The 22,245-nt window shown below is 29.2% G+C and carries 16 protein-coding genes and 1 other annotated feature; of the genes, 4 read left to right on the top strand and 12 right to left on the bottom strand.

Features of this window, described 5'->3' with window-relative positions; all coding sequences use genetic code 11:
- The 5 genes from H9661_RS07865 to H9661_RS07845 all read right to left on the bottom strand — a co-directional run bounded on the left by H9661_RS07865 (position 1) and on the right by H9661_RS07845 (position 7,252).
- The gene (locus tag H9661_RS07865) at positions 1–1,101 is read right to left on the bottom strand and encodes an SGNH/GDSL hydrolase family protein (protein ID WP_191768136.1); all 1,101 of its coding nucleotides are present in this window, start codon (positions 1,099–1,101) and stop codon (positions 1–3) included.
- A 5-nt stretch (positions 1,102–1,106) separates the two neighbouring features.
- Entirely contained in the window at positions 1,107–2,309 is a 1,203-nt protein-coding gene (locus tag H9661_RS07860) for an MFS transporter (RefSeq protein ID WP_143316121.1), read from the bottom strand.
- A gap of 1 nt (position 2,310) precedes the next feature.
- Positions 2,311–4,545, bottom strand: a complete 2,235-nt coding sequence (locus H9661_RS07855) for an alpha-galactosidase (RefSeq protein WP_143316122.1) — start codon at positions 4,543–4,545, stop codon at positions 2,311–2,313.
- Positions 4,546–4,693: 148 nt separating this feature from the next.
- Positions 4,694–5,971 (bottom strand): ABC transporter substrate-binding protein, encoded by a 1,278-nt coding sequence (locus H9661_RS07850; RefSeq protein ID WP_143316123.1) that lies wholly within the window; start codon positions 5,969–5,971, stop codon positions 4,694–4,696.
- A 30-nt stretch (positions 5,972–6,001) separates the two neighbouring features.
- The gene (locus H9661_RS07845) at positions 6,002–7,252 is read right to left on the bottom strand and encodes a response regulator transcription factor (protein WP_143316124.1); all 1,251 of its coding nucleotides are present in this window, start codon (positions 7,250–7,252) and stop codon (positions 6,002–6,004) included.
- Positions 7,253–7,405: 153 nt separating this feature from the next.
- Here H9661_RS07845 and H9661_RS07840 point away from each other — a divergent pair, with 153 nt between their 5' ends.
- Positions 7,406–9,166 (top strand): sensor histidine kinase, encoded by a 1,761-nt coding sequence (locus H9661_RS07840; RefSeq protein ID WP_191768134.1) that lies wholly within the window; start codon positions 7,406–7,408, stop codon positions 9,164–9,166.
- Between the two features lie 207 nt (positions 9,167–9,373).
- Here the strand turns inward: H9661_RS07840 and H9661_RS07835 are convergent, their stop codons facing one another.
- From H9661_RS07835 to H9661_RS07810, 6 genes are all read right to left on the bottom strand, one after another.
- The gene (locus H9661_RS07835) at positions 9,374–10,540 is read right to left on the bottom strand and encodes a hypothetical protein (protein ID WP_143316126.1); all 1,167 of its coding nucleotides are present in this window, start codon (positions 10,538–10,540) and stop codon (positions 9,374–9,376) included.
- A gap of 134 nt (positions 10,541–10,674) precedes the next feature.
- Positions 10,675–11,577 carry a hypothetical protein gene (locus tag H9661_RS07830; protein WP_143316127.1) on the bottom strand — a complete coding sequence of 301 codons (903 nt, stop codon included), beginning with the start codon at positions 11,575–11,577 and terminating at the stop codon, positions 10,675–10,677.
- A 189-nt stretch (positions 11,578–11,766) separates the two neighbouring features.
- Entirely contained in the window at positions 11,767–12,537 is a 771-nt protein-coding gene (eutC, locus tag H9661_RS07825; protein ID WP_191768132.1) for an ethanolamine ammonia-lyase subunit EutC, read from the bottom strand.
- 3 nt (positions 12,538–12,540) lie between these two features.
- The gene (locus tag H9661_RS07820; RefSeq protein WP_143316129.1) at positions 12,541–13,908 is read right to left on the bottom strand and encodes an ethanolamine ammonia-lyase subunit EutB; all 1,368 of its coding nucleotides are present in this window, start codon (positions 13,906–13,908) and stop codon (positions 12,541–12,543) included.
- 14 nt (positions 13,909–13,922) lie between these two features.
- Positions 13,923–15,236, bottom strand: coding sequence for an ethanolamine permease (eat, locus tag H9661_RS07815; RefSeq protein WP_191768130.1), 1,314 nt, complete (start codon positions 15,234–15,236; stop codon positions 13,923–13,925).
- Between the two features lie 31 nt (positions 15,237–15,267).
- The gene (locus H9661_RS07810) at positions 15,268–16,629 is read right to left on the bottom strand and encodes an ethanolamine ammonia-lyase reactivating factor EutA (protein WP_341480416.1); all 1,362 of its coding nucleotides are present in this window, start codon (positions 16,627–16,629) and stop codon (positions 15,268–15,270) included.
- A gap of 578 nt (positions 16,630–17,207) precedes the next feature.
- On the opposite strand from H9661_RS07810, the gene H9661_RS07805 reads away from it, so the two are divergent.
- Entirely contained in the window at positions 17,208–18,812 is a 1,605-nt protein-coding gene (locus tag H9661_RS07805; protein WP_243240360.1) for a glycoside hydrolase family 5 protein, read from the top strand.
- 84 nt (positions 18,813–18,896) lie between these two features.
- Here H9661_RS07805 and H9661_RS07800 read toward each other — a convergent pair whose 3' ends face one another.
- Positions 18,897–19,649, bottom strand: a complete 753-nt coding sequence (locus H9661_RS07800) for a PGAP1-like alpha/beta domain-containing protein (RefSeq protein ID WP_143316132.1) — start codon at positions 19,647–19,649, stop codon at positions 18,897–18,899.
- A gap of 244 nt (positions 19,650–19,893) precedes the next feature.
- Positions 19,894–20,158, top strand: a binding site (T-box leader).
- A 79-nt stretch (positions 20,159–20,237) separates the two neighbouring features.
- On the opposite strand from H9661_RS07800, the gene tyrS reads away from it, so the two are divergent.
- Both tyrS and H9661_RS07790 read left to right on the top strand, forming a co-directional pair.
- Positions 20,238–21,437 carry a tyrosine--tRNA ligase gene (tyrS, locus tag H9661_RS07795; RefSeq protein ID WP_191768128.1) on the top strand — a complete coding sequence of 400 codons (1,200 nt, stop codon included), beginning with the start codon at positions 20,238–20,240 and terminating at the stop codon, positions 21,435–21,437.
- Positions 21,438–21,467: 30 nt separating this feature from the next.
- Entirely contained in the window at positions 21,468–22,154 is a 687-nt protein-coding gene (locus tag H9661_RS07790; protein ID WP_191768125.1) for a YjjG family noncanonical pyrimidine nucleotidase, read from the top strand.
- Positions 22,155–22,245: the final 91 nt, after the last annotated feature.

Raw genomic sequence — 22,245 nt, 5'->3', positions numbered from 1 at the left:
TTAAGATACTAAAAATCCCATAATAGAAATTTCTCTTAATTTATCATCATCTAACACAGTTATCTCAATTTTATGTTTAGATACTTCATTTTCTTCTACTATAAGATGTGTTTCTGAATAATCACCCCAGCCATCTTCAAAATAAGTATCTAAAATTCCCTTGTCTCTATCATCAACTCTTATTTGAATTCTTCCTGCTGTTTCAAGTACACTTTTCTTATATAAGATGAATATATTTTTCCCTTCTACTTCAAACGTTAACTTTCCTTTATTAAATTTTTCATGACTAAATTTCCATCCATTATTAAAGACCTGAAATCCTTCTTTGTCCTCTACAAAACCTATTTTCTCTTTAACCTCTATATTGTTATTATTAAAAATTACACCATTTATATATTTATCTCCAAAGATAGGTTTATCTAGAGCTATTTCATTATCTTCTTTGTCATCTAAGTTACTATAAATATCTTGTAAAAATTTAATTAAAAGCTCTGAAATTATCTTATGCCCTAAATTATTTGGATGCACCTCATCCGTAGCTACTTCCTTCCATATAGTTTTTCCTTTAATCATTTCACTATAGATAACATTTCTATAACTTATCATTGGTATATTATACTTTTCTCCAATTTTAATCTGCTGATCCTGTACATTGTGTCCATCATCTGTACTCATAAACACTTCCACTATAGCTGGTTTATTTTTCACTTTTAATAGCCTTCTAATTAAGCTTTCATAAGCAATTTTGTTATAGATATTTTCTTTATCATTTACTGCAAAATCTATAAATACTATATCTGGATTTAAATCTAACATTTGTTCTTTGACCCTATGAACACCTATTATAGATCCTGTAGCTCCTACACCAGCGTTAATATACCTTACATTGCTTTCTTTAAACTTTTCCTTAAACCATAAATAAGTTTTATATGCATAAGAATTTTCATGTATATCTGCATGACACCCTTGTGTTATAGATCCACCAAAGAAACCTATATTTATATCTTCCCCTCTTTTTCCTTTATTAAAAAGCTTAAGTATTCTTGAAACATCCCCTTTGTTAACTATTGAATTCTTTATCATTCCGTCAGTTAAATCCATTCCCCTCATCCCTTCTCTTTTTCATTTATAGTTTTATTACTAATTTTATATTTAATTAAAATTCCTAAAGCTGCTATTGTAAGTGTAAGATATGTAAATCCATAACTATGTATTCCAAATATTCCTGCTATATTTCCTGTAATAAGATTTATTATTGATGGGAAAATTGTATAAGAACATAGGTTAGTTACTATAATTGCAGTAGAATGATCTTCTTTAGGAACTACATTCCAAATAACCTTATTAGGCAATGGAATTAAAAATCCATTAATTATTCCATGCATTAAAGTTAACCAAACTATGATAATATAAGATTTTACTGTACCTATTAATATCCATCTAATAATAAGCAATACACCTGCTATTTTTAGTACTAAATTCACATTCTTATAAAATTTTAATTTTTCTACATATGGTAAAAGAACCACTTCAAAACTAATCATAAGTACTGGTAACATTCCTATATAAAAGTTTGGTGCATTTAATTTTATAAGCATCATCTGAATCCCATACCCCATTGCAGAACATATAGCAGCCGTTAATATGCCATAGGTTAAAATAAACACCTTAAAATCTCTATTTTTAAAAAGCTCTATAATCTTAGTCTTTTCACTTTTCTCCTTTTCTTTTTCTGGTTTTGTTATTTCTGGCAAGAAAAATAGTACTATTATATTTAACATAATAAAAATACTTGATAAAATTATGGTTACTTTAGGACTTACAAATCCTAAAGCTAATCCAGATATAACTCCTGCCAGCCCATATCCAATTGTAGAAAACACTCTAATTTTTCCAAATGTAGCTCCATATTTATTAGATAAATTTAAAAGATACTCTTCATTAACTACCCCACCAGGTTGGATTAAAACATTTCTAATTAGATTAAAAACTAAAAATATATAAAAATTACTTATCCATATGAGCCCTGCTAAAGTTGAAATGTTAATTATATTTACAAATTTATTTATAAGTAATAACCTTTTATATTTATCTATTAAAGCTCCCCATATAAAAAAGGTGACTACTGATAATAGTGGTAAAACTCCAACTATTAGACTAATCTGTCTCTCTGAAAAACCTTTAGTAAAAGACAAAAAAAGTACATATGTGTTGCCTATTATAGTATTTCCTATGCTATTTAATAAAGAACTAGCTTTAAAAACATTGATCGCCTTTTTTATATTTTTATCCTTAGTTTTAGACTTCATCTTAAATATCCTTTACCTCGTTTAATACAAATAATTGAGACATGAAATCTTCATGCACTCTTTCATAGTATTCACTAAATTTCCCCGTATAATCCTTAGATAAAACAATTCCTAAATTCATAAGCTCATCTCCACAGCATGTTTCTTCTCTTCCTTCTATGGAATATAATTTATTTGGATCTAATCCTTTTAGTTTTATTCTGTTATACTTTTCATTTGGTTTACTTAAACCTTTATAATATCCTACAATCGCCTTTGACTTATCTTCTGAAACTACCATCCATGAAGTTTCACTTTTTTCAAAAGGACTCATCAATCTATAAAAATCTCCATGGTGTAAAAGCAATTTATTTTCTTTAAAGAACCTAACTTGCTCTTTAATAACTTCTTTTTCTTTATCTGTAATGGTGCTTAAATTAAGCTCATATCCAAATGTTCCAAAGTATGCTACATTTCCTCTAGTATCAAGAGGAATGACCCTTCCAACCTGGTGATTTGGTACTGCTGATACATGGCTTCCTATTGCACTTATTGGATAGATCATTGATGTACCATATTGTATTTTTAACCTTTCAAACCCATCTGTATCGTCACTTGCCCAAGTTTGTGGGGCATAATATAACATTCCTGGATCAAATCTTGCTCCACCTCCTGCACAAGATTCTATTAAGATATTTGGATACTTATCTATTACTTTTTGAAGCAATTTATATACCCCAAGAATATATCTATGAAATAGTTCCCCTTGTCTATCTTCTTCAAGTGCTCGAGAATAAGCTTCAGTAATGTATCTATTCATATCCCATTTAATATAAGAAATTTCTGAAGAACCTATTACTTTATCCATTGAATCAAATACATAATTCACTACTTCTTCTTGTGAAAAATCTAAAACAAATTGATTCCTTCCATGAGACATATTTCTACTAGGGGTATGTATAACCCATTCTGGATGTTCCTTATAAATCTTTGTATCACTACATACCATTTCAGGTTCAAACCATAAGCCAAATTTCAAACCTATATCTTCTACTTTTTTTGAAAGGCCTTTTATTCCTTCAGGTAATTTTACTAAATTAGGAACCCAATCCCCAAGAGAACTTTTATCATCATTTCTTTTTCCAAACCAACCATCATCTAATACAAATAATTCTATTCCTAGCTCTTTTGCACTCCTTGCAATAGATAAAATCTTTTCTTCATTAAAATCAAAATAAGTAGCTTCCCAGTTATTAATTAAAATTGGTCTTTCTTTATCTCTCCACTTTCCTCTAGCTAGTCTTGTCCTATACAGCTTATGGTAAGTCTGACTCATTTTATTTAATCCTTCTGAAGAATAAACCATCACACATTCTGGTGTTTGAAATTTCTCCCCTTTATTTAGCTTCCATCTAAAATTGTAAGGATTTATTCCCATCATAACCCTTGAAATTCCATAAGGATCCACTTCAACTTGACCTAAGAAGTTTCCGCTATATACTAAGCTAAAACCATAAACTTCCCCTGTATGTTCAGTAGCATCAGGTCTTTTTAATATCATAAATGGATTATGCATGTGACTGCTTGCTCCTCTTAAACTATGAATGGACTGAACACCTTCTACTAATTTCCTTTTTCTAAGATGACATTCCCTAGCCCATGCACCTGTCGTATGAATCATTTCAAACTCAGAATCTGGAAGATCTATGCTTAAACTCATTGCTCTATCTACAAATAAAATTTCATCGCCTTCATTAATTATTTTTGCATTTCTACAAATTACATCTAATTCCTTATAGATTGTATAACTAAGTATAAGTTTACTTTCTATTACATCATCAACTAATGTTATCTCAAGGGTCTCTGCTTCCTCATTGTCCTCTACATATGTTGCTGGCAAATCTTTTAATGCCTTTTTTCCTCTAATGATTTCGTAACTTTTATATTGAAAATCCGTAATGCTGCTTCCATTCTTACTTGTGATAGAGCAAGCTGGATATCTATAATCTGTAGTTCCATAGCTAGGATAATCTTGTTTAATATGTTCAAGTGAAGAAGTATAACTTCCTTTAAACATATTGCAAGAAGGTCTAAGTTCTCTTTCTGTTATATGTTTAAAAGAGTTTCTATGCCTTATCTTCTTACCATAATAAACATTTTCAACTTGTTCTATCTCATCTATAATTCTTATAATATAACTTATATGCTTATTATAAAGATGAAATTCTCTTGTATTCTCATTAAATTTTATACCCATTAACACCATCTCCCTCTCCTTTGAAAACGTATACTAACCTGATGTGGAAAACTCTTCTTTCTTCAGTATAAAAACTCCTCCGTATCTTGTCTACATTATCACTTCCAAATCAATATTATTGTTAATAATTCTTACTTTGAGTTTATTTTTACTTGAAACTTTTCCACTCTTTATTTATTTCATTTCTAGTAATATTAGAATCTGAATCTATAACATATTTTTGTACAAACTTTGCATCTAATCCCGTAGTTTTTCTATTATTAAAGTATTTATCATGGATTTCTGCTTCTTCTACTGTCTGCTTTCTAATTACATCTCCTTGTATCTCTATTGGCATATTAAACTTTTCTAAAGATTTAATCATGCTTATAGTTTCCTTGCTTCTTTTTATAGTTGACGTTATGTTCACCGCCTTAGCATACCTATCTTCTTGAAAAATGAATTTTAAAAATTCTTTTGCTACATTTGGGTGTTGAGAATTTCTACTTACTCCAAATCTGTAGTCTCCCACCACCTTAATTACCTTACTTTCTGGTATTGGAAACATGTCTATTATTTTTTTATCCATACCTATATCCTCCAATTGATTTTTGAAATCCGAACTCCAAATAATCATAGCTATTTTTCCATTCTTAATATCCTTTTTACATTGTTCCCAGTCATAATTCAGTAACTCATCTTCACAATAACCATCTTTTACAATACTTCTTATAAACTCTAAAGACTTGTACACTCCGCTGTTATCACCCAATATATCATTTGATTTAGTTATTATATTATTTTCAAGATTTGTATCAAACAAATATGGAATTATATCCATCCATATATTCATTGCCCAAGATTGCTTATAATTAATTGCAATTGGCGTTACTCCTATGGACTTTAGTTTTGTGCAACATTTCAAAAAATCTTCTTTAGTCTTAGGTAACTCACTTATACCGGCATCATTAAAAATAGATTTATTATAAATAACTCCTTGCCAATTTACACAAGTTGTTAAATTATATAAATATCCATCATCCCCCATTCCAACATTATAATCATAAATATCATCTCCTTTAAATCCTAAATCATCTAGTGGTAGAAAATAATCTTTAAACTCCTTTGAACTTATAACAGATGGAACAAGCGTAACATCTGGAAGTTCTGAAACAGAAGCTTTTCTTTGCAGTATTTCTTCTGCATCTCCTTTAAGTTCTAAATTAACCTTTACCTTAGGATATTCTAATTCAAATTCTTCAGTTAAAGCTTTTAGTTCTTCTCTTTTATCAGTTCTATTACTTAAAAATGTAATGCTTCCCTCTAGATAACTTTTAGCTTCACTTGAACTTCTCTTCTTATTTAATGCTATTACCACAGAAATTAATACCGCAATAATTAGTAAAATTAAACATATAAATTTAATGGACTTACTACTTTTCTTCATAAGCATCCCTCTTTCAAATTTATTAATAACTTACTTCTTTATCAGCATAGAATTTCTAAAACAATTTGGAGTAGTTCCTGTAATCTTTTTAAAAGCACGTCCAAAGGTAATAGAATCACTATATCCTACATATTCTGCTATTTCATATACTTTTAAATTTGTTGTCATAAGTATTTCCTTTGCTTTTTTTATTCTATAGTTTGATAAGAAATCATAAAAACCTTCCCCCTCTTCTTTTTTAAACAGCTCTGATAAATAATTGTGACTTAGATAAACTTCCTCAGCTACATCTTTTAAAGTAATGTCCTTATTAAAGTTATTAATTATATACTTTTTAGCTAATTCTATTGCTATAGAATTAGAATTTTTTTTATCTTTATTGCAAAACTCTGAAAGCTTGTCTGCTTGATTTAAAATATACTTCTTAGGTTTGCAATTGCTAGAAACAGTTTCTTTAACCTTTATTACTAATCTAAACTGTTCTCTTAGCTTCCAAACCTTTTCTGTAGATTCTAAAATATATACATTTCTATAATTATCTATAAAAACATCAGCTTCTTTTATTATTTCCCCTCTTAAATACTTTACATTTTCTCCAATATTAATGTTGTAATATAGAATTACATAAATAGTATTTTCATAATAAAAAAATAAATATTCTACATCTCTACACTTTTTTAAAATATTCCTTATAAAACACCTTAAAGGAATATTATCATCTTTCTTTCCCCTTTCAATAACAATCATATTGTATACATAGTCTTCATCTAATTGCATATTCTGCAGTAATGAGCTACTTATGCTGCAATCAGTATCTTTATTTGAAAATAGAATATGCTTAAAAAAATCTTTTCTTAAGACATTAATAGACTTATTAATCATCTCTTTTTCCTTCTTCTTATAATTAATCTTTAACTCTACATCTCTTAATGCTTTTTTTAATTCTTCTTCTCCAATTGGCTTTAATAAATAATTTGTTGCTCCTGCTTTCATACTATCTCTAACATAACTAAAATCGTCATATCCACTTAATACTATAAAAGCTGGAGGTTTATGTAACTCTTCTTCAGATTTTTTAATTAACTCAACACCTGTCATTATAGGCATTTTTATGTCCGTTATAACTAAATCTACATCTTTTTCCTTTTCTCTCAAGTATTCCAGCGCTAATGAACCATTTTGAAAATTACTCATAACCTCATGTTCACTAAATAATCGCTTAATCTTTTTTGTTAACCCCATTCTAATTATCTTGTCATCATCAACAATTAATATTTTCATATTCTCCCCCCACAACACCATAGAATATTTATGTAAATTGGTATATATTAGAATTATACATTAAAACATACTTTTTTAAAATATAGATATGTCTTTTATCGGTATAGTATATTCCTTAATCAACAAAAATATTGCTAAATGGGTGGAGTTCTTATGAAATTCAAAAAAAATTTATCTATCAAAAAATTGACTTTAATAATTTTTAGTATTATGTATTCATTCTTTTTCTTAATTACTACTTTGAATTTATATTCCTATTCAAAGTATGAATTTAACAAAACTGAAAAACTCATTAAAAATTATAATACAAGCTTGAGCCAACAAATTACTGAGAAAATAAATAATATCTCTAATGTTTCAAAATATCCATTACTAGTACCTGAAATAGATAGATTACATTCTATCCTTTCTGCAAATAAACCTTACAACATAGATGAGTATAACTATCTAACATATTTATGCGAAATGATATTGATTCAAAATGATTCAATAAATGGAGCTTATCTCTATGACTTAAAAGGAAGAGGAGTATTTTCTTCAAAGAATAGTTCTAATGATAAACTAAAAAATCCAACTACAGAAAAGTGGTTTCTAGACGCCTTAACTTCCAGTGAAACAACAACTCTAATCTCAAACATAAATACAAATAATCTTTTTCAAATTACTTCTTCAAATGATGAACACTCAATAGCCATAGTAAGAAAAATAATAGATATTAATACAAAAAAGTTTAATGGTTTATTGCTAGTTACCCTTCCCATAGAAGAAATAGAAAACTTACTAAAGAAAGACCTACCATTTAATAATCAAGTGACAACAATTTTCGATTCAACTGGAACCCCAATTTTAAATACAGATAACATTAATAATAATTTACTTAATTCTGAGATTAATTACTCACAAATACCTAAGTTAAAATATATTCATACTGATAAAGACTATATTGTTTCTTATAACATAATTCCTACTACAAATTGGAGTTTAGTTACCTCCATACCAAAATCAGATGCCTTCCATATTGATAATTTATACATTATATCATTTATGATTAATATAATATTTTGCTTGATTCTATTTATTGTATTATTTGTTCTTTTCATAAAAAGAATATTTAATCCAATAAAATCATTAATTGAAAATATGAAGGGCAATGTTGAAAATAACCTTAATTATAAATTTAATTATAAACGAAATGATGAAATTGGAATTCTAGTTAAGTCTTATAACGAAATGAAAAACAGAATAAATAGTTTAATTACTATAAACTATAAAAATAAATTAGAACAAAAAGAACTTGACCTAAGACAATTACAAAATCAAATCAATCCTCATTTTATTTATAATACATTAGAGTCTATCCATATGATGGCAGAAATAAATGATGATCTCGAAACTTCCACCATGGCTGAATATTTTGGCTCTATTATTAGATACAGCATGAATAGAAAAATAAACACAGTTCTTCTAAAAGAAGAAATCTCTATTATAGAAAACTATATTTATCTTCAAAAAATGAGATTTGACCAATTATTTACTATAGAGAACCTAATTGATCCCGAAGTTTTAGACTGTGAAATAATAAAAATGATAATTCAACCACTTATTGAAAACTCTATATATCATGGCTTAAGTGAATGTAATGGAAATGGGAAAATAATAATTCAAGGCCAGCATATTAATAATAATTTATTATTAACCATCTCTGACAATGGTATAGGAATTGAGGATGATACTCTTAAGGATTTAAATGATTATATAAATGATAAAAATAATAAATTTAAAGGAATTGCTCTTAGAAATATAAATAAAAGACTCAAATTAAATTATGGTGAAGAATACGGTCTTGAAATTTTTAGCGTCGTTGGGAAAGGTACTTCTATGACACTAACACTTCCCTTTATATCTTTGACGTAACAAAACTCTTCAGCCCGCATTTTTCCAGCATATTCTTAAGAATATAAGAATACTAGAATATAAGAATATATTCAATAGAATAATATATTTTGAAATTTAATGAATCTGAGTATATGAAGAAGGAGCCCTAAATAGGCTCCTAACTTTTCTTATTAACTTGAATATAATAGATTTCCCATAGACTTTCTGATTTTGAATAGCTCTTTATTATTCTTCTTTCTTATGCTTTTTCTGAGCTATTATTATAAAAATTATTAATAAAATTATAAGTATAATACCTATAATAATATGCAATGTATAAGAATTTAACACTTTAAAAGTCACACTGTTAGATATAACTTCATCTCCCATTTTAACTTTATATTCTGCTACATATTCTCCTACCTTAGCATCATTAGTTGACCATTCACTTACTAAATTCTCCTCATTACCTGGATCTATAGTAACTGATTTTTCATCTTTAAAAACCTCTTCTCCATCAGTATTTTTTATAACCACATTAAAAGTTGTTGGAAGCTTAAGATTACCAACATTACTTACTTTAGCTGATATTTTAAGATTCTCTCCCTTATAAGTATCCTTTATATCTATACTTGTTAAATTACCTTTAAGTTCCCCTACTGAAAAAGGTTTCTCACCTTCTAAAACTGTACCATCAGCTTTTATAGCTTTATATTTTACTATATAATCTCCCATTTCTACCTCTTTAGTCTCCCAATCAAATTTCATAATTCCATAAAAACCATTATCTGGATAAGGTTTCATATTTATATTTTCATTAAAATTAGCCATTTCCTTACCATCTTCTTTTGATACGATAGATACTGTAGAATTTATAGTTTCCTCCGTGCTCTTGAAATTTGCAAAAATTATATAAAAATTAGCTGGTGCAGGTTTATTTACATCTGTAACCCTAATACTTGCTACATCAATTCCTTCCTTAATAAATTTAATTCTCAATGAATTAGATGTAGTAGTAGATAAAAAATTATCGTTGTTACTTTTTTTTAAAAATGTTACTGAGTAATCATAAGGTCCTATAGGTAATTTATCACTATTATTAATATTTACTTTAACTTCTTTAGTTTCACCTTTTTTAAGTTCAAAACTTTGTGGATCAAAACTAACAAACTCTTTTCCATTTCCATCAACATTAGCTGTAAATGTATTTTCATCACCTTCATTAGTAACGCTAGCAGTAACACTTAAGGAATTATTACCTACTCTTCCAAGATCCATAAAAGCAGGTTTTACTAAAATATTGTTAGTTTTATCAATACTTGCTTTAGTAGAAATAACAAAAAAATTAGTTAAAAATAAAGATGATAAAAATATTAAAGTAATACAAAAACTAAGCTTTCTTAATCTAAACATTATTTCACCTTTCAAAATTGTTCCTATATCCTAAACATACTAATAGCTTATGAACTAAAAAAAACTTGTATTCACTAAAAACAATAATGTTTTATTTAAGAATACAAGTCTTTAATTTAATTAAAATTTGAGCTTTATGGATTTGACAAATATTCACCAGTAATATTTAAATCCCAATGCCAATCATGGCCTGTTGCTGCATGTTGAGGCATATCAACAAGGGTATATAATGCCTTATTAGCATTTGATTGGGTTGCATCCCAAGGTATATTATAACCAAAATCCAAATTTACTGCTGCTCCTGCTGCTGGAGTAGTTGTCAAAACCATACTATTTCCATTATTAAAGCTATCGCTCCTTGCTTCACCTTTTGTTGTAAAATACTGAGTATCTGATAAAGTAGCAGAGTTTCCAACATACAATCTATTATTACTTCCTAAAGCAACATAAATGGTTTGACTGTTTCTATTCCAAGTAACACCTGCGTCAGCTGAAGTATAATAATTTTGAGTAACAGCAAAACTTCCGACTTCAGTAATTGTACCACCACCAGGCATAGTTACTCCACCACCACCATTAGTAAGTGTCCCAGTTATTCGCGCTGGTACATAGGCAGTTGCCCCTGTATCACGTAAATAAATCCATTCATTACTGCTAAGTCCACTTCCTGTTGGGTAAGTTTCTCCTGATGAAGCAACAGAGTAATAAGCATTTGAATTAGTAGCACCCTCATTAAAGCCAATATGCTGAGCTGCTCCTAAATCTTTTTCAGACTCAAATATAACATATTTTACTTGAGTGGTCGGATCAATTCTCCCATTTGCTACTGCTTGTGCTGAAATATTTAGAGTTCCATAAGAAATTTGACTTTCAGCTGTGGGAACATTTACTTCAACATAAGCGTCTGGATTACCAGTTTGAGTAGCTGTTCCATTGGCTGTTTTTTGTTCAGCAAATACGCTTTGTGGGAATGCAAGTGTTAAAGTTACTGACAATGTTACTAAACAAACTAGCGAAATAATTTTTCTTACTTTCACCTTTTCCATCCTTTCTAATTCAATAATATTTAACTGAATAAAATTATAATATTTATACATTATATGATTCTAATTTCAAAAAACTACCAACTTATCATTGATATTTTATAATTCCCCAATTGCTAAAAATCTTATCCTAAAAACCTTGCAACCTATTTTTCTAAGTATCACCATATATATTTTAGGCCTTTAAAGTTTAAGATCTATTCCACTTCTTTCCGCTTTCATTAGTATCTCAATTAGCTGTACAATTTGCGCTCCAACTTCAACTGGCGGCATACCATTTCTATGTATATTCGAAATTACAGTTCTTTGAGATTCTGGTTTACTACTATTAGCCTTATAAGCCATATAACAACTCATGCTTTCTCCTGTTGCAAGGCCTGGTCTTTCTCCGATTAAAATAATAGTAACCTTTGCATTTAAAGCTTCACTTATTTTATCCATAGTCGCAACCCTTGCATATTTAACAAAGATTGGAGTGCCTATTTTATATCCTTTAGCTTTAACTCCATCCACTATCATTGGATAGATTTCTTTCAAATTTGAAGTTATTGCTGGTGAACTTAATCCATCTCCTCCAATAATTTGAACATCTATATCCTTTAAACAATTTTCTTTTATATCTTTTAAAACATCTTTTGAAAATTTTCGTCCGAGGTCTGGTCTAGTTATATATTCCTCTTTATCACTTACCTCTGTTTGGACTTTAAAAAATCCTAATTGATCTACTATATTTTCATCTACATAGGACCAAACAGCATCCATAGCTACAGAATGATCTGCTCTAAACTTTAAGTAATCTAAAGTCTTAAGTCTTGTCCCTGCTTTCCCTATGCAAATTCTTGCTGGAGTGGTTTCCTTTAAAATCATGCACCCCTTATAATCTATAGGATTATCTACTGTAACTTTATTATTTAAATGAACTGTAGATATATCCTCTAAAATGTCTATCTTCACGATTTACACTCCTCCTTTTAAGAATGCTGATGGATCCCCTGCTCTATCTGTTAACATACCATTTTTCATTATGCCAAGTTCCTCTAATCTATTCTCGAATTCTTTAATTGGCCTTTTATTAGTTACTTCCCTTAAGGCTGCAATATCATGATAACTTGTAGATTGATACATTAACATTACATCATCACCACCTGGAACTCCCATAAAGTAATTACAGTTACACCCAGCTAGTAATACTGCTAAATTCTCTAAATCATTTTGATCTGCTTTCATATGATTTGTATAACAAACATCAACCCCCATAGATAATCCAGTTAACTTACCCATAAAATGATCTTCAAGACCTGCTCTAATAACCTGGGCTCCATCATAAAGATATTCAGGGCCTATAAATCCTACCACCGTATTTACTAAAAAAGGATTGTATCTTTTTGCTAAGCCGTAGCATCTTGCTTCCATAGTAAGCTGATCTGCACCACTATGCCCTTCAGAGGATAATTCAGATCCTTGTCCTGTTTCAAAATACATAAAGTTATTACCCTTTGAAGATTTTAATTCTTTCATAGTAAAATAAGCTTCATCTAATAATTTTACATTTATTCCAAAGCCTCTATTAGAAATTTCAGAACCTGCAATACTTTGAAACATCAAATCCATAGGCGCTCCCTTTTTAATAGCTTCCATTTGTGTTGTTACATGAGCTAAAACGCAGTTTTGAGTAGGTATTTTGAATTCATTCATAAAATCCTTAAAAGCTTTTAAAATATTCGAAACACTATCCACAGTATCTACAGCTGGATTTAGTCCAATTACTGCATCACCAACCCCATAGCTTATCCCTTCCATAACTGATGCCATTACTCCATGAATACTATCTGTTGGATGGTTAGGTTGAAGCCTCGAAGAAAGAGTTCCAACCTTTCCAATAGTAGTATTACAAGTTGCCATATTAGTTAACTTTTTAGAAGCTATTATAAGATCTAAATTACTCATAAGTTTAGTAACACCAGCTATAACTTCTGAAGTCAAGCCATCTCTTATCTCTGCTATTTCTTCTCCACTAGAAGATAAAATAAACTCCCTTAATTCTCCTATAGTCATAGATTTTATCCTTATATAAACTTCTTCATTTAATCCATCTTGAATTACTCTAGTAACTTCATCTTTATCATAATCTACAACTGGATTATTCCTTAAATCTTCTATAGTAAGTTCTGAAAGTACTATCTTTGCAGCCACTCTTTCCTTAGTTGATGCTGCACCAATACCAGCAAGTCTATCTCCAGACTTTTCTTCATTTGCCTTAGCTAAAACTTCTTTTACACTAGAAAAATTATATACATTACCAAAAAGTGTTGTTCTTAAAATCATTTTTGTCACTCCTTCTAGACAATTTCACTATTTACTTCATTTATTCCTATCTCATTTAATTTTGAATATATAAAATAATAAATCACAGCTACTGCATATGCTCCTATTACCCAAAATATAGTTGAAAGATTTGATATAGCTACTGCTACTAAAAACACTAAAGCTATTAATAATGCTACTAATGGCACTATTGGATATGCTACCTTAAAAGGTCTATTAAGCTTTGGATCCTTACTTCTTAAAATAAATAGCGAAATCATGCTTATTATATAAAGTGCAACAGCTCCAAAGGAAGAAATCACTATAATCACGGCAGTTTGTCCTGTTACAACAAATATCATGCCAATTAAACTCATTAAAATTATTGAATTAACTGGAGCTCCTTTAGAATTAACTTTAGCTAAAAATCTAGGAAAATACCCTGATCTAGCCATGGCAAATCCTTGTCTTGAATATCCAATTATTATTCCATGTAAACTTGCAAATAATCCAAATAACCCAATAAAGCTCATTACCTTAGAAAGCATTCCTACCCCATATATTCCTTCAAGTGCAGTAGGTAAAGGTGAATCTGTGGCACTTAAAATACTTGATTCTGAAGTACTAGCTGCTATAAAAAATGTTCCAAGTGCTAATATAACTAGAGTAACTATTCCTAATATAAAACCTTTGGGTATATCCTTTTTAGGATTTTCACATTCTTCTGCTGACATAGCTCCACCTTCTACAGCTAAATAAAACCAAATAGCAAAAGGTATTGCGCTAAATACCCCACCAAATCCACCTTTAAATGTTTCTCCAGCAAAAATATTACTAAGTTCAATCTTAGGAGCTCCTACTCCAATAAATAAAAATAACCCGCCTATTGCCACAACTGTTACAATTAGTTCAACTTTAGCAGCTGTTTCTATACCTAGACAATTTATAACTACAAATAACATATAAGCAATTAAAGCTGCCGCTACAGCTGGTATTGATGGAAATAGAAAGTTAATATATGCTCCTATTGATAGTGCTATTGCTGGAGTTGCTAATAGGAATTCTACAAGACAAGAAAAACCAGCTATAAAACCTCCAAACTTTCCAAGGGCTTTCGAAGCATATTCTGAAGGTCCTCCTGCATGCGGAATTGCAGTTGCAAGTTCTGCATAACTAAACATAAATGTTGTATAAAATGTTGTAACTATTAAAATTGCTATAATAAAACCCATAGGACTTGTAAATTCTAAAGCATAATTCCATCCACAGTACATTCCTGATATAACCATTCCGACGATAATTGCCCAAAGTTGTATTGGTTTTAATGTCTTTTTCAATTCATTATTCATAAATTCAACTCCTTAATTCAATTCACAATTTTTAGTTATATATTAGTGTTTTTATTACTACTGGTATGGCGTTAGCTAGAGGCAATCCTATATCTAGATAGTCTCCATTTCTTGTAGATATTTTGTCTAAACATATAACTTCTCTTTTTTTATTTAAATTTAAAGAAATTACTTGTCCTAAAGCTTTTGCAAAATCATTTTCTAAAACAACTATTATTGGTCCTTCAACATTTTCAAATAGTTTTATTATTTCATTTCCCATTAATTTTATTTCTTCATAGCTTGGACTCTTAGGTCCAACTAATGAAATTGCAACTAAGGTACTTTCATACATATCTAGCTTTTTCTTGCCAAGCAAATATATATCTTTTAAATTTTCTTTATTATTAAATGGTTTAATTATAGGTATATTTTTAAGAGGTAATATAGATTTATCAAAAACTATGGTACTTCCACTAACTGTCAAGGAATGATTTCCTGCACCAATTACCGTAGCTCTTATTTTTTCCTTTGGAAATATTATTCTATTTCTATATGGTTCAAATTCTTCAAAAATGCATTTTCCTAAAAGCACTCCTATATTATTATGCTTAAATAAATCTACATTTTTTTCTCCCATGTATTCTCCTACTCCCCCTGAAAAGCTTATATAATCAGCCTTAAATGGAGTAAATCCTTCACTTATAAATAGTTTTTCTGTATCTTTAGATAATTCTTTTAATGAACATACTTCTAATAAACTCTCAGACAACCTCTTACATAAAATCTCTAAAACATTTAAATTCACTTTTTTTCTAAAGTCTATACCCAAATCTTTTAAAAGGAATTCAATTCTTTTTGAAAGATAAATTACCCTTCCCTCATAATCAAACTTTATAAGCCTTCCCCCAATATCTAAGGCAAAAGTTTGCTCACATTCACCACAGTTGAAAATCGATATATTTGTTGTACCTCCACCTATGTCTAGATTTACTATTCTTCTATTTAATTTCTTTGACATCTCATAAGCTCCTGAGCCATATCCTGCAAGTAAAGATTCAAGTTTTGGACCAGCTGTTGCAACAACAAAATCACCTAAATACTCTGAAAGATTATCAGTTACCTCTTTGGCATTTTCTTTTCTTGCTGTTTCTCCAGTTATAATCACTGCACCAGTTGAAATATGACTTTTTTCAATCTTACTTTTAAGAAGAGCTTCTATAACAAATTCTTTAACCTTTTGGAAATCTATAGTGAATTCATCTATGAAAGGAGTAAAAACAATGGGACTTTTATAAATTATCTCCTTATCTTCAATTGTTGTTTCCTTTATTAATGAAGAACTTAATGTGTTTTTAACTTTTAGTTTGCTTATTATTATTTCAGTTGTTGATGTACCAATATCAACTCCTATACTATAAATTTCATTTTTTGAAATAGTATTTCACCTCTTTTCTTCTGTAATAAAAAAGACAATGAGCCAAGTAATATCTTGACATCATTGTCTTTAAATTCGAATTTAATTAAAAAAGGCGTTTAAAGAATACATAATTCTTTAAACGCCTTTGTTTCAATCAATATGTTTATTTTAATGGCTTTTACCTATAATAGCAATATATTAAATCCCTCAAATTCCCTTAAAAGCAACTGTAAAACTAATATATTTTCGTTATGCTGCTTTTTTCTTCATTATCCTTAACTTGTTATTTTTAAAATTAAGTTATAACTTAATTATTTTAAAAAATTTTCCACAAGTATTTATATAAAATATAAAAGAACTCTTAGAGTTCCTATAAAAATATCATCATTAATATGTAACTTTGTCTTAAAATAACCCAAATAGGTAATTTAATGACTATAAAATGCATTTTACGAAATATTATTTACCTAAAGTTAATTATTGGTTAAAATTTTTATATATTTATCGAACATAAAATTTCATAAATATATAAAATTTTACTAAATATCTAAAAATATAAGGGGGATAAAACAATGATTAAAAGAAAGAAATTATTAATCTTCGCACTTGCTTTCTCTGCTATAACTTTATCTAAGGGGGGTACTGCATCAGCATCTACAGCTTTCACAGGAATGCGTGATATACCAGCACAAGGTATTGTAGACGATATGAAAATTGGATGGAATTTAGGGAATACACTTGATGCCACTGGTACTCCTACATCTGGTCCACTTTCAACTGAAATGAGTTGGGGAAATCCTAAAACTACTCATGCAATGATCGATAGAATAAAAGCAGCAGGATTTAATACCATAAGAATTCCAACTACTTGGTATAATCATATGGGCTCTGCCCCTAACTATACTATAGATCCAGCATGGTTTGATAGAGTAGAGGAAGTAATGAATTATGCTTTTGACAATGATATGTATGTTATTTTAAATATACATCATGAAGATTCATGGCTAATACCAACTTATTCAAAAGAGAAAGAAGTAAAGGCTCAACTTACCAAAGCATGGACTCAAATTGCAAATAGATTCAATAAATATGGTGATTATTTAATTTTTGAAACAATGAATGAACCAAGACCAGTTGGAGCTGCTAATGAATGGTCAGGAGGTTCCCATGAGAATCGTGATGTAATCAATAATTATAACTTAGCTGCTGTAAATACAATAAGAAGTACTGGTAACAATAACGCATCTAGATGTATTATGGTGCCAACACTTGCTGCATCTTCAATCTCAGCTGCAGTAGATGATTTAGTTATTCCAAATAACGATAAAAAAGTTATAGTATCACTACATACGTATTCACCTTATCTTTTCGCTATGCCACTAGATGGAACCACTAATTGGGGAAGTGATGCTGATAAGAGTGAAATGGATTCGAGTTTTGATGCAATAGCTAATAAATTTGTAAAGAATGGACATCCTGTAGTTATAGGTGAATTCGGTACAATCAATAAAAATAATAAATCATCAAGAACAGCTCATGCAGAGTATTTTGCTAAAGCAGCAAGATCAAGACATATTACACCTGTTTGGTGGGATAATGGAACATCTACTGCTGGAAAAGAAGACACATTTGGTATATTAAATAGAAACACATTAAATTTTGACTGCCCAGAGATAGTTTCTGCACTTATGAGAGGTGCTAATGTAAACGGTAAAAGTAGCTCAGTTCTTTATGATTTTGAAGGAAGCACAGGTGGATGGAATGCAGTTAATACCTTAAATGCTCCAACTGTATCATGGGAATGGAAACATAGTGGTAACAATTCTCTAAGAGCTGATATTAATCTTTCAAGTAGAGCTCAATATTATTTAACTTTATCAGGAAAGCAAGATTTAAGTGGGAAATCAAAATTAAAAGCTATAGTCCGTCACGCAGAATGGGGAAATCAAGGAACTGGTATGGGTGCTAAACTATACGTTAAAACAGGTGATTCTTATAAGTGGTTTGATGGAGAATATACTAAAATAAATTCAAGTTCAAAAGGAACTGAACTTACTTTTGATTTATCTAAGGTTTCAGACCTTAATGATGTTAAAGAAATTGGAGTACAATATATCGCTGGAGATAATGCATCATGGTCTAGTTCAATATATTTAGATTATGTAACAGCTGAATAGCAATTTATAACTTTAATAATATGATAAAAGACAATGATTCAAGTACCTACTTGCTATCATTGTCTTTTTTGATTAAATTAATCATTATTCATTTGGTGCTTTATAAAATTTTATATTAGAATCATCATATAAGAAATATGATTTACCATCCTTAAATCCAAGTACATCATATCTTCCCCAAACATCTTCTCTTAAATAACTTTTATTATGAGCCTCCATAGGATTAGTATAACCGCCATTCTCTCTGTTTAATCCAATCACTTGCCATGGTAACAGGAATGTACCTGACATACTTAAGTAAGGAACTATATCCGCTGTATCTCCAAGTCTTCGTATTGTTCCTTCACGTCCAAAAGGATTTACGAGAGGCGAACCTAGGGTCACTACATTAAGAATATTGTAATTATCTTTTATAGTTGATTTGCCAGATACTTGTTCTGCTATCATTCCCCCAAGACTATGTCCACAAATTATTAAGTTCGAATTTTTAGGAATATCATTCATTATAGCATTCACTACGGCATGTATGTATGGACTATCTAACTCAAACCCTGACCTTAAATCTGCCCAAATATCCGTTGCTTGATTTGGCGCAAATTCTGTTCCTGACAATGTTATAAGATAAGCTGGTATACTGCTTGTCCCATCTTTCATCAGATTTACAGGCACAATTTGAATAGGTCCTAATGTTCCATTATTATGCCCTTTGCCTATAAGCACCTTTAATTCAGGGATATCCTTCATTGTAACTTGTTTTGCATAAGCATTATGAGGAACTAATAATATGATGAAAGATATAAATACAAAACCTATAGTAAGCATTTTCTTTACCTTCATAAATAACCTCCTTTCTCATTGACTATTTTTCAAAAATAATTCCAATGTATTTAAATTTTTGTCGTGCTATTTTCCTAAATATTACACGACTGTAAATTTATTATACATCATTTCCTGATTTTTTACAATATTTCCTATTACGTATAATTTCTTGCATAGTTACAACTTACTAATTAAATAAATTTATTTACAAAAAAAATAATATTGACATTTGTCATTTATGGTATATAATAATACATAAATTATTAAAGCTTTGAAGAGAATTAGTAAAATTAATAGAGTTTTTCAGAGAGGTTCCGGCTGGTGAAAGGAACAAAACAAGTTAATTTGAATACATCCCTGAGCTGCACTCCGAAAGATTACAACCAGTAGGCTGATGCCGGATTTGCATCCGTTATAAATGCATGGGTATAAACAATTTACTTAAATTGTCGTACTTTATGAGGTTGTTATTGTGAAATAACAATGAAATTAGGTGGTAACACGTGAGTTATACTCTCGTCCTTTTATAGGATGAGAGTTTTTTTATTTTGAAAACAAAATGGCGCTATTTTTAATATATTAAATAATTTTAAGGAGGAATCATTAATGAAAGATATAGATGAACAATTAAAAATAATAATGAAGGGTGTAGATGAAATAATAGGATTTGATGACTTAAAGAAAAGACTAGGCAAAAAGAAAGAATTAATTGTAAAGCTTGGTCTTGACCCAAGTGCCCCTGATATTCATTTAGGACACACTGTTGTCCTAAGAAAATTAAAGCAAATTCAAGATTTAGGTCATAAGGTTATCTTAATTATTGGTGATTTTACTGGTAAAATAGGTGATCCAACTGGCAAATCTAAAGCTAGAAAAGCCTTAACCACAGAACAAGTTCTTGAAAATGCTAAAACTTACAAATCTCAAATTTTTAAAATTCTAGATAAAACAAAGACAGAAGTTAGATTCAACAGTGAATGGTTATCTAAAATGAACTTTGAGGATGTAGTTAATTTAGGCTCAAAAATAACTGTAGCAAGGATGCTTGAAAGAGATGACTTTAAAAAGAGATATGAAAATCAAATTCCTATATCAGTCCATGAATTCTTCTACCCGTTAATGCAAGGTTATGACTCTGTTGAAATAAATGCAGATATTGAAATTGGAGGAACTGATCAAAGGTTTAACGTTCTTATGGGAAGAATACTTCAAAAAGAATTTTTTAAAGAACCTCAAGCTACATTATTTATGCCACTACTTGAAGGCCTTGATGGTAAAAATAAAATGAGTAAAAGTTTAGATAATTATATTGGAATTGATGAATCCCCTGCTATCATGTTTCAAAAAGCTATGACGATACCAGATTCACTTATTATAAAATACTTTGAATTAGTAACTGATATTCATCCAGATGAAATAAAAAAAATAAAAATATCCCTTGAAGATAATACAATCAATCCAAGGGATGTAAAAATAAAACTCTCTAAAGAAATAGTAAAACTATACCATGGAAAAGAAGCTTCTGAGATGGCTAAAGAAAGATTTCAAAAAGTTTTTCAAAAAGGGGAAATTCCTAATGATATGGAAGTATTTGAAACTACATTTAAAAACTTTAATTTAGCTGATATAGTTGTACAAAATAATCTTGTTAAGAGTAAAAGTGAATTTAAAAGATTGATATCTCAAGGTGGTGTTAAGATTAATGGCAAAAAGTTAGTAAATATTGAAGAACTAAATTTAACTTCTGAATTAGTCTTACAAATAGGCAAGAAAATATTTTTTAAAATATTGATTAATATGTTATAATTACAAGAATTAACTAATAGGAGGGTAATTATGAAATATCAAGTTATACTATTTGACGCAGATGAAACTTTATTTGATTTTAGAAGATCTGAAAAAGAAGCTTTTAAAAATACTATGCTTGAATTTGGTTTAGAATATAATGAAAGTCACCATTTAAAAATATATCACGAAATAAATACAGCTATATGGAAAGAGTTCGAAGATGGTCGTATTACTCAAGATAAATTGAAAGTTGAAAGATTTAAAAGACTATCTGATAAATTAAATATAAAATTTGATGAAGTAAAGTTTGCAGAAACCTATATGAAACACTTATCAAATGCATCCTTTTTATTCGCTGAAAGTATGAAACTTATTGAAGGTCTCTACAAAAAATATAAACTTGCAATAGTTACAAATGGGCTTAAATCTGTGCAAGATAATAGAATAAAGAAATCTCCTATATCAAAATACTTTCAGTGTATAACAGTCTCTGAAGAAGTTAAGGTATCAAAACCTGATTCTAAAATATTTGAAATTACTCTAGATAATATAAATTATACTGATAAAAACAAAGTTCTAATGGTAGGAGATAGCTTGAATTCTGATATTCAAGGTGGCATAAACTTTAACATAGACACTTGCTGGTATAATCCTAATAAAAATATAAATAGAACAAGGTTTAAACCTACTTATGAAATCTCTAATTTGATGAAACTTAATAATATACTTAAATAAAATTAGGATGTAGTTAGGGAATGTAGATAGATTTGTGTAAAACAAATCTACTACATTCTTTTTTTGTATTGTTTGATGGTAGATTTGGAAT

This window comes from Clostridium cibarium (assembly GCF_014836335.1).
Lineage (GTDB): Bacteria > Bacillota > Clostridia > Clostridiales > Clostridiaceae > Clostridium > Clostridium cibarium.
Note: the sequence above shows the minus strand (reverse complement) of the source record. Positions and strands in the feature narration are given on the sequence as shown.

What these genes read in the sequence shown, in the direction of transcription:
- H9661_RS07790 (WP_191768125.1), top strand. Translation starts at nt 21,468, where the DNA reads ATGAAATATCAAGTTATACTATTTGACGCAGATGAAACTTTATTTGAT.
- H9661_RS07800 (WP_143316132.1), bottom strand. Translation starts at nt 19,649, where the DNA reads ATGAAGGTAAAGAAAATGCTTACTATAGGTTTTGTATTTATATCTTTC.
- eat (WP_191768130.1), bottom strand. Translation starts at nt 15,236, where the DNA reads ATGAATAATGAATTGAAAAAGACATTAAAACCAATACAACTTTGGGCA.
- tyrS (WP_191768128.1), top strand. Translation starts at nt 20,238, where the DNA reads ATGAAAGATATAGATGAACAATTAAAAATAATAATGAAGGGTGTAGAT.
- H9661_RS07850 (WP_143316123.1), bottom strand. Translation starts at nt 5,971, where the DNA reads ATGAAGAAAAGTAGTAAGTCCATTAAATTTATATGTTTAATTTTACTA.
- H9661_RS07820 (WP_143316129.1), bottom strand. Translation starts at nt 13,908, where the DNA reads ATGATTTTAAGAACAACACTTTTTGGTAATGTATATAATTTTTCTAGT.
- H9661_RS07805 (WP_243240360.1), top strand. Translation starts at nt 17,208, where the DNA reads ATGATTAAAAGAAAGAAATTATTAATCTTCGCACTTGCTTTCTCTGCT.
- H9661_RS07865 (WP_191768136.1), bottom strand. Translation starts at nt 1,101, where the DNA reads ATGGATTTAACTGACGGAATGATAAAGAATTCAATAGTTAACAAAGGG.
- H9661_RS07845 (WP_143316124.1), bottom strand. Translation starts at nt 7,252, where the DNA reads ATGAAAATATTAATTGTTGATGATGACAAGATAATTAGAATGGGGTTA.
- H9661_RS07855 (WP_143316122.1), bottom strand. Translation starts at nt 4,545, where the DNA reads ATGGGTATAAAATTTAATGAGAATACAAGAGAATTTCATCTTTATAAT.
- H9661_RS07835 (WP_143316126.1), bottom strand. Translation starts at nt 10,540, where the DNA reads ATGTTTAGATTAAGAAAGCTTAGTTTTTGTATTACTTTAATATTTTTA.
- H9661_RS07860 (WP_143316121.1), bottom strand. Translation starts at nt 2,309, where the DNA reads ATGAAGTCTAAAACTAAGGATAAAAATATAAAAAAGGCGATCAATGTT.
- H9661_RS07840 (WP_191768134.1), top strand. Translation starts at nt 7,406, where the DNA reads ATGAAATTCAAAAAAAATTTATCTATCAAAAAATTGACTTTAATAATT.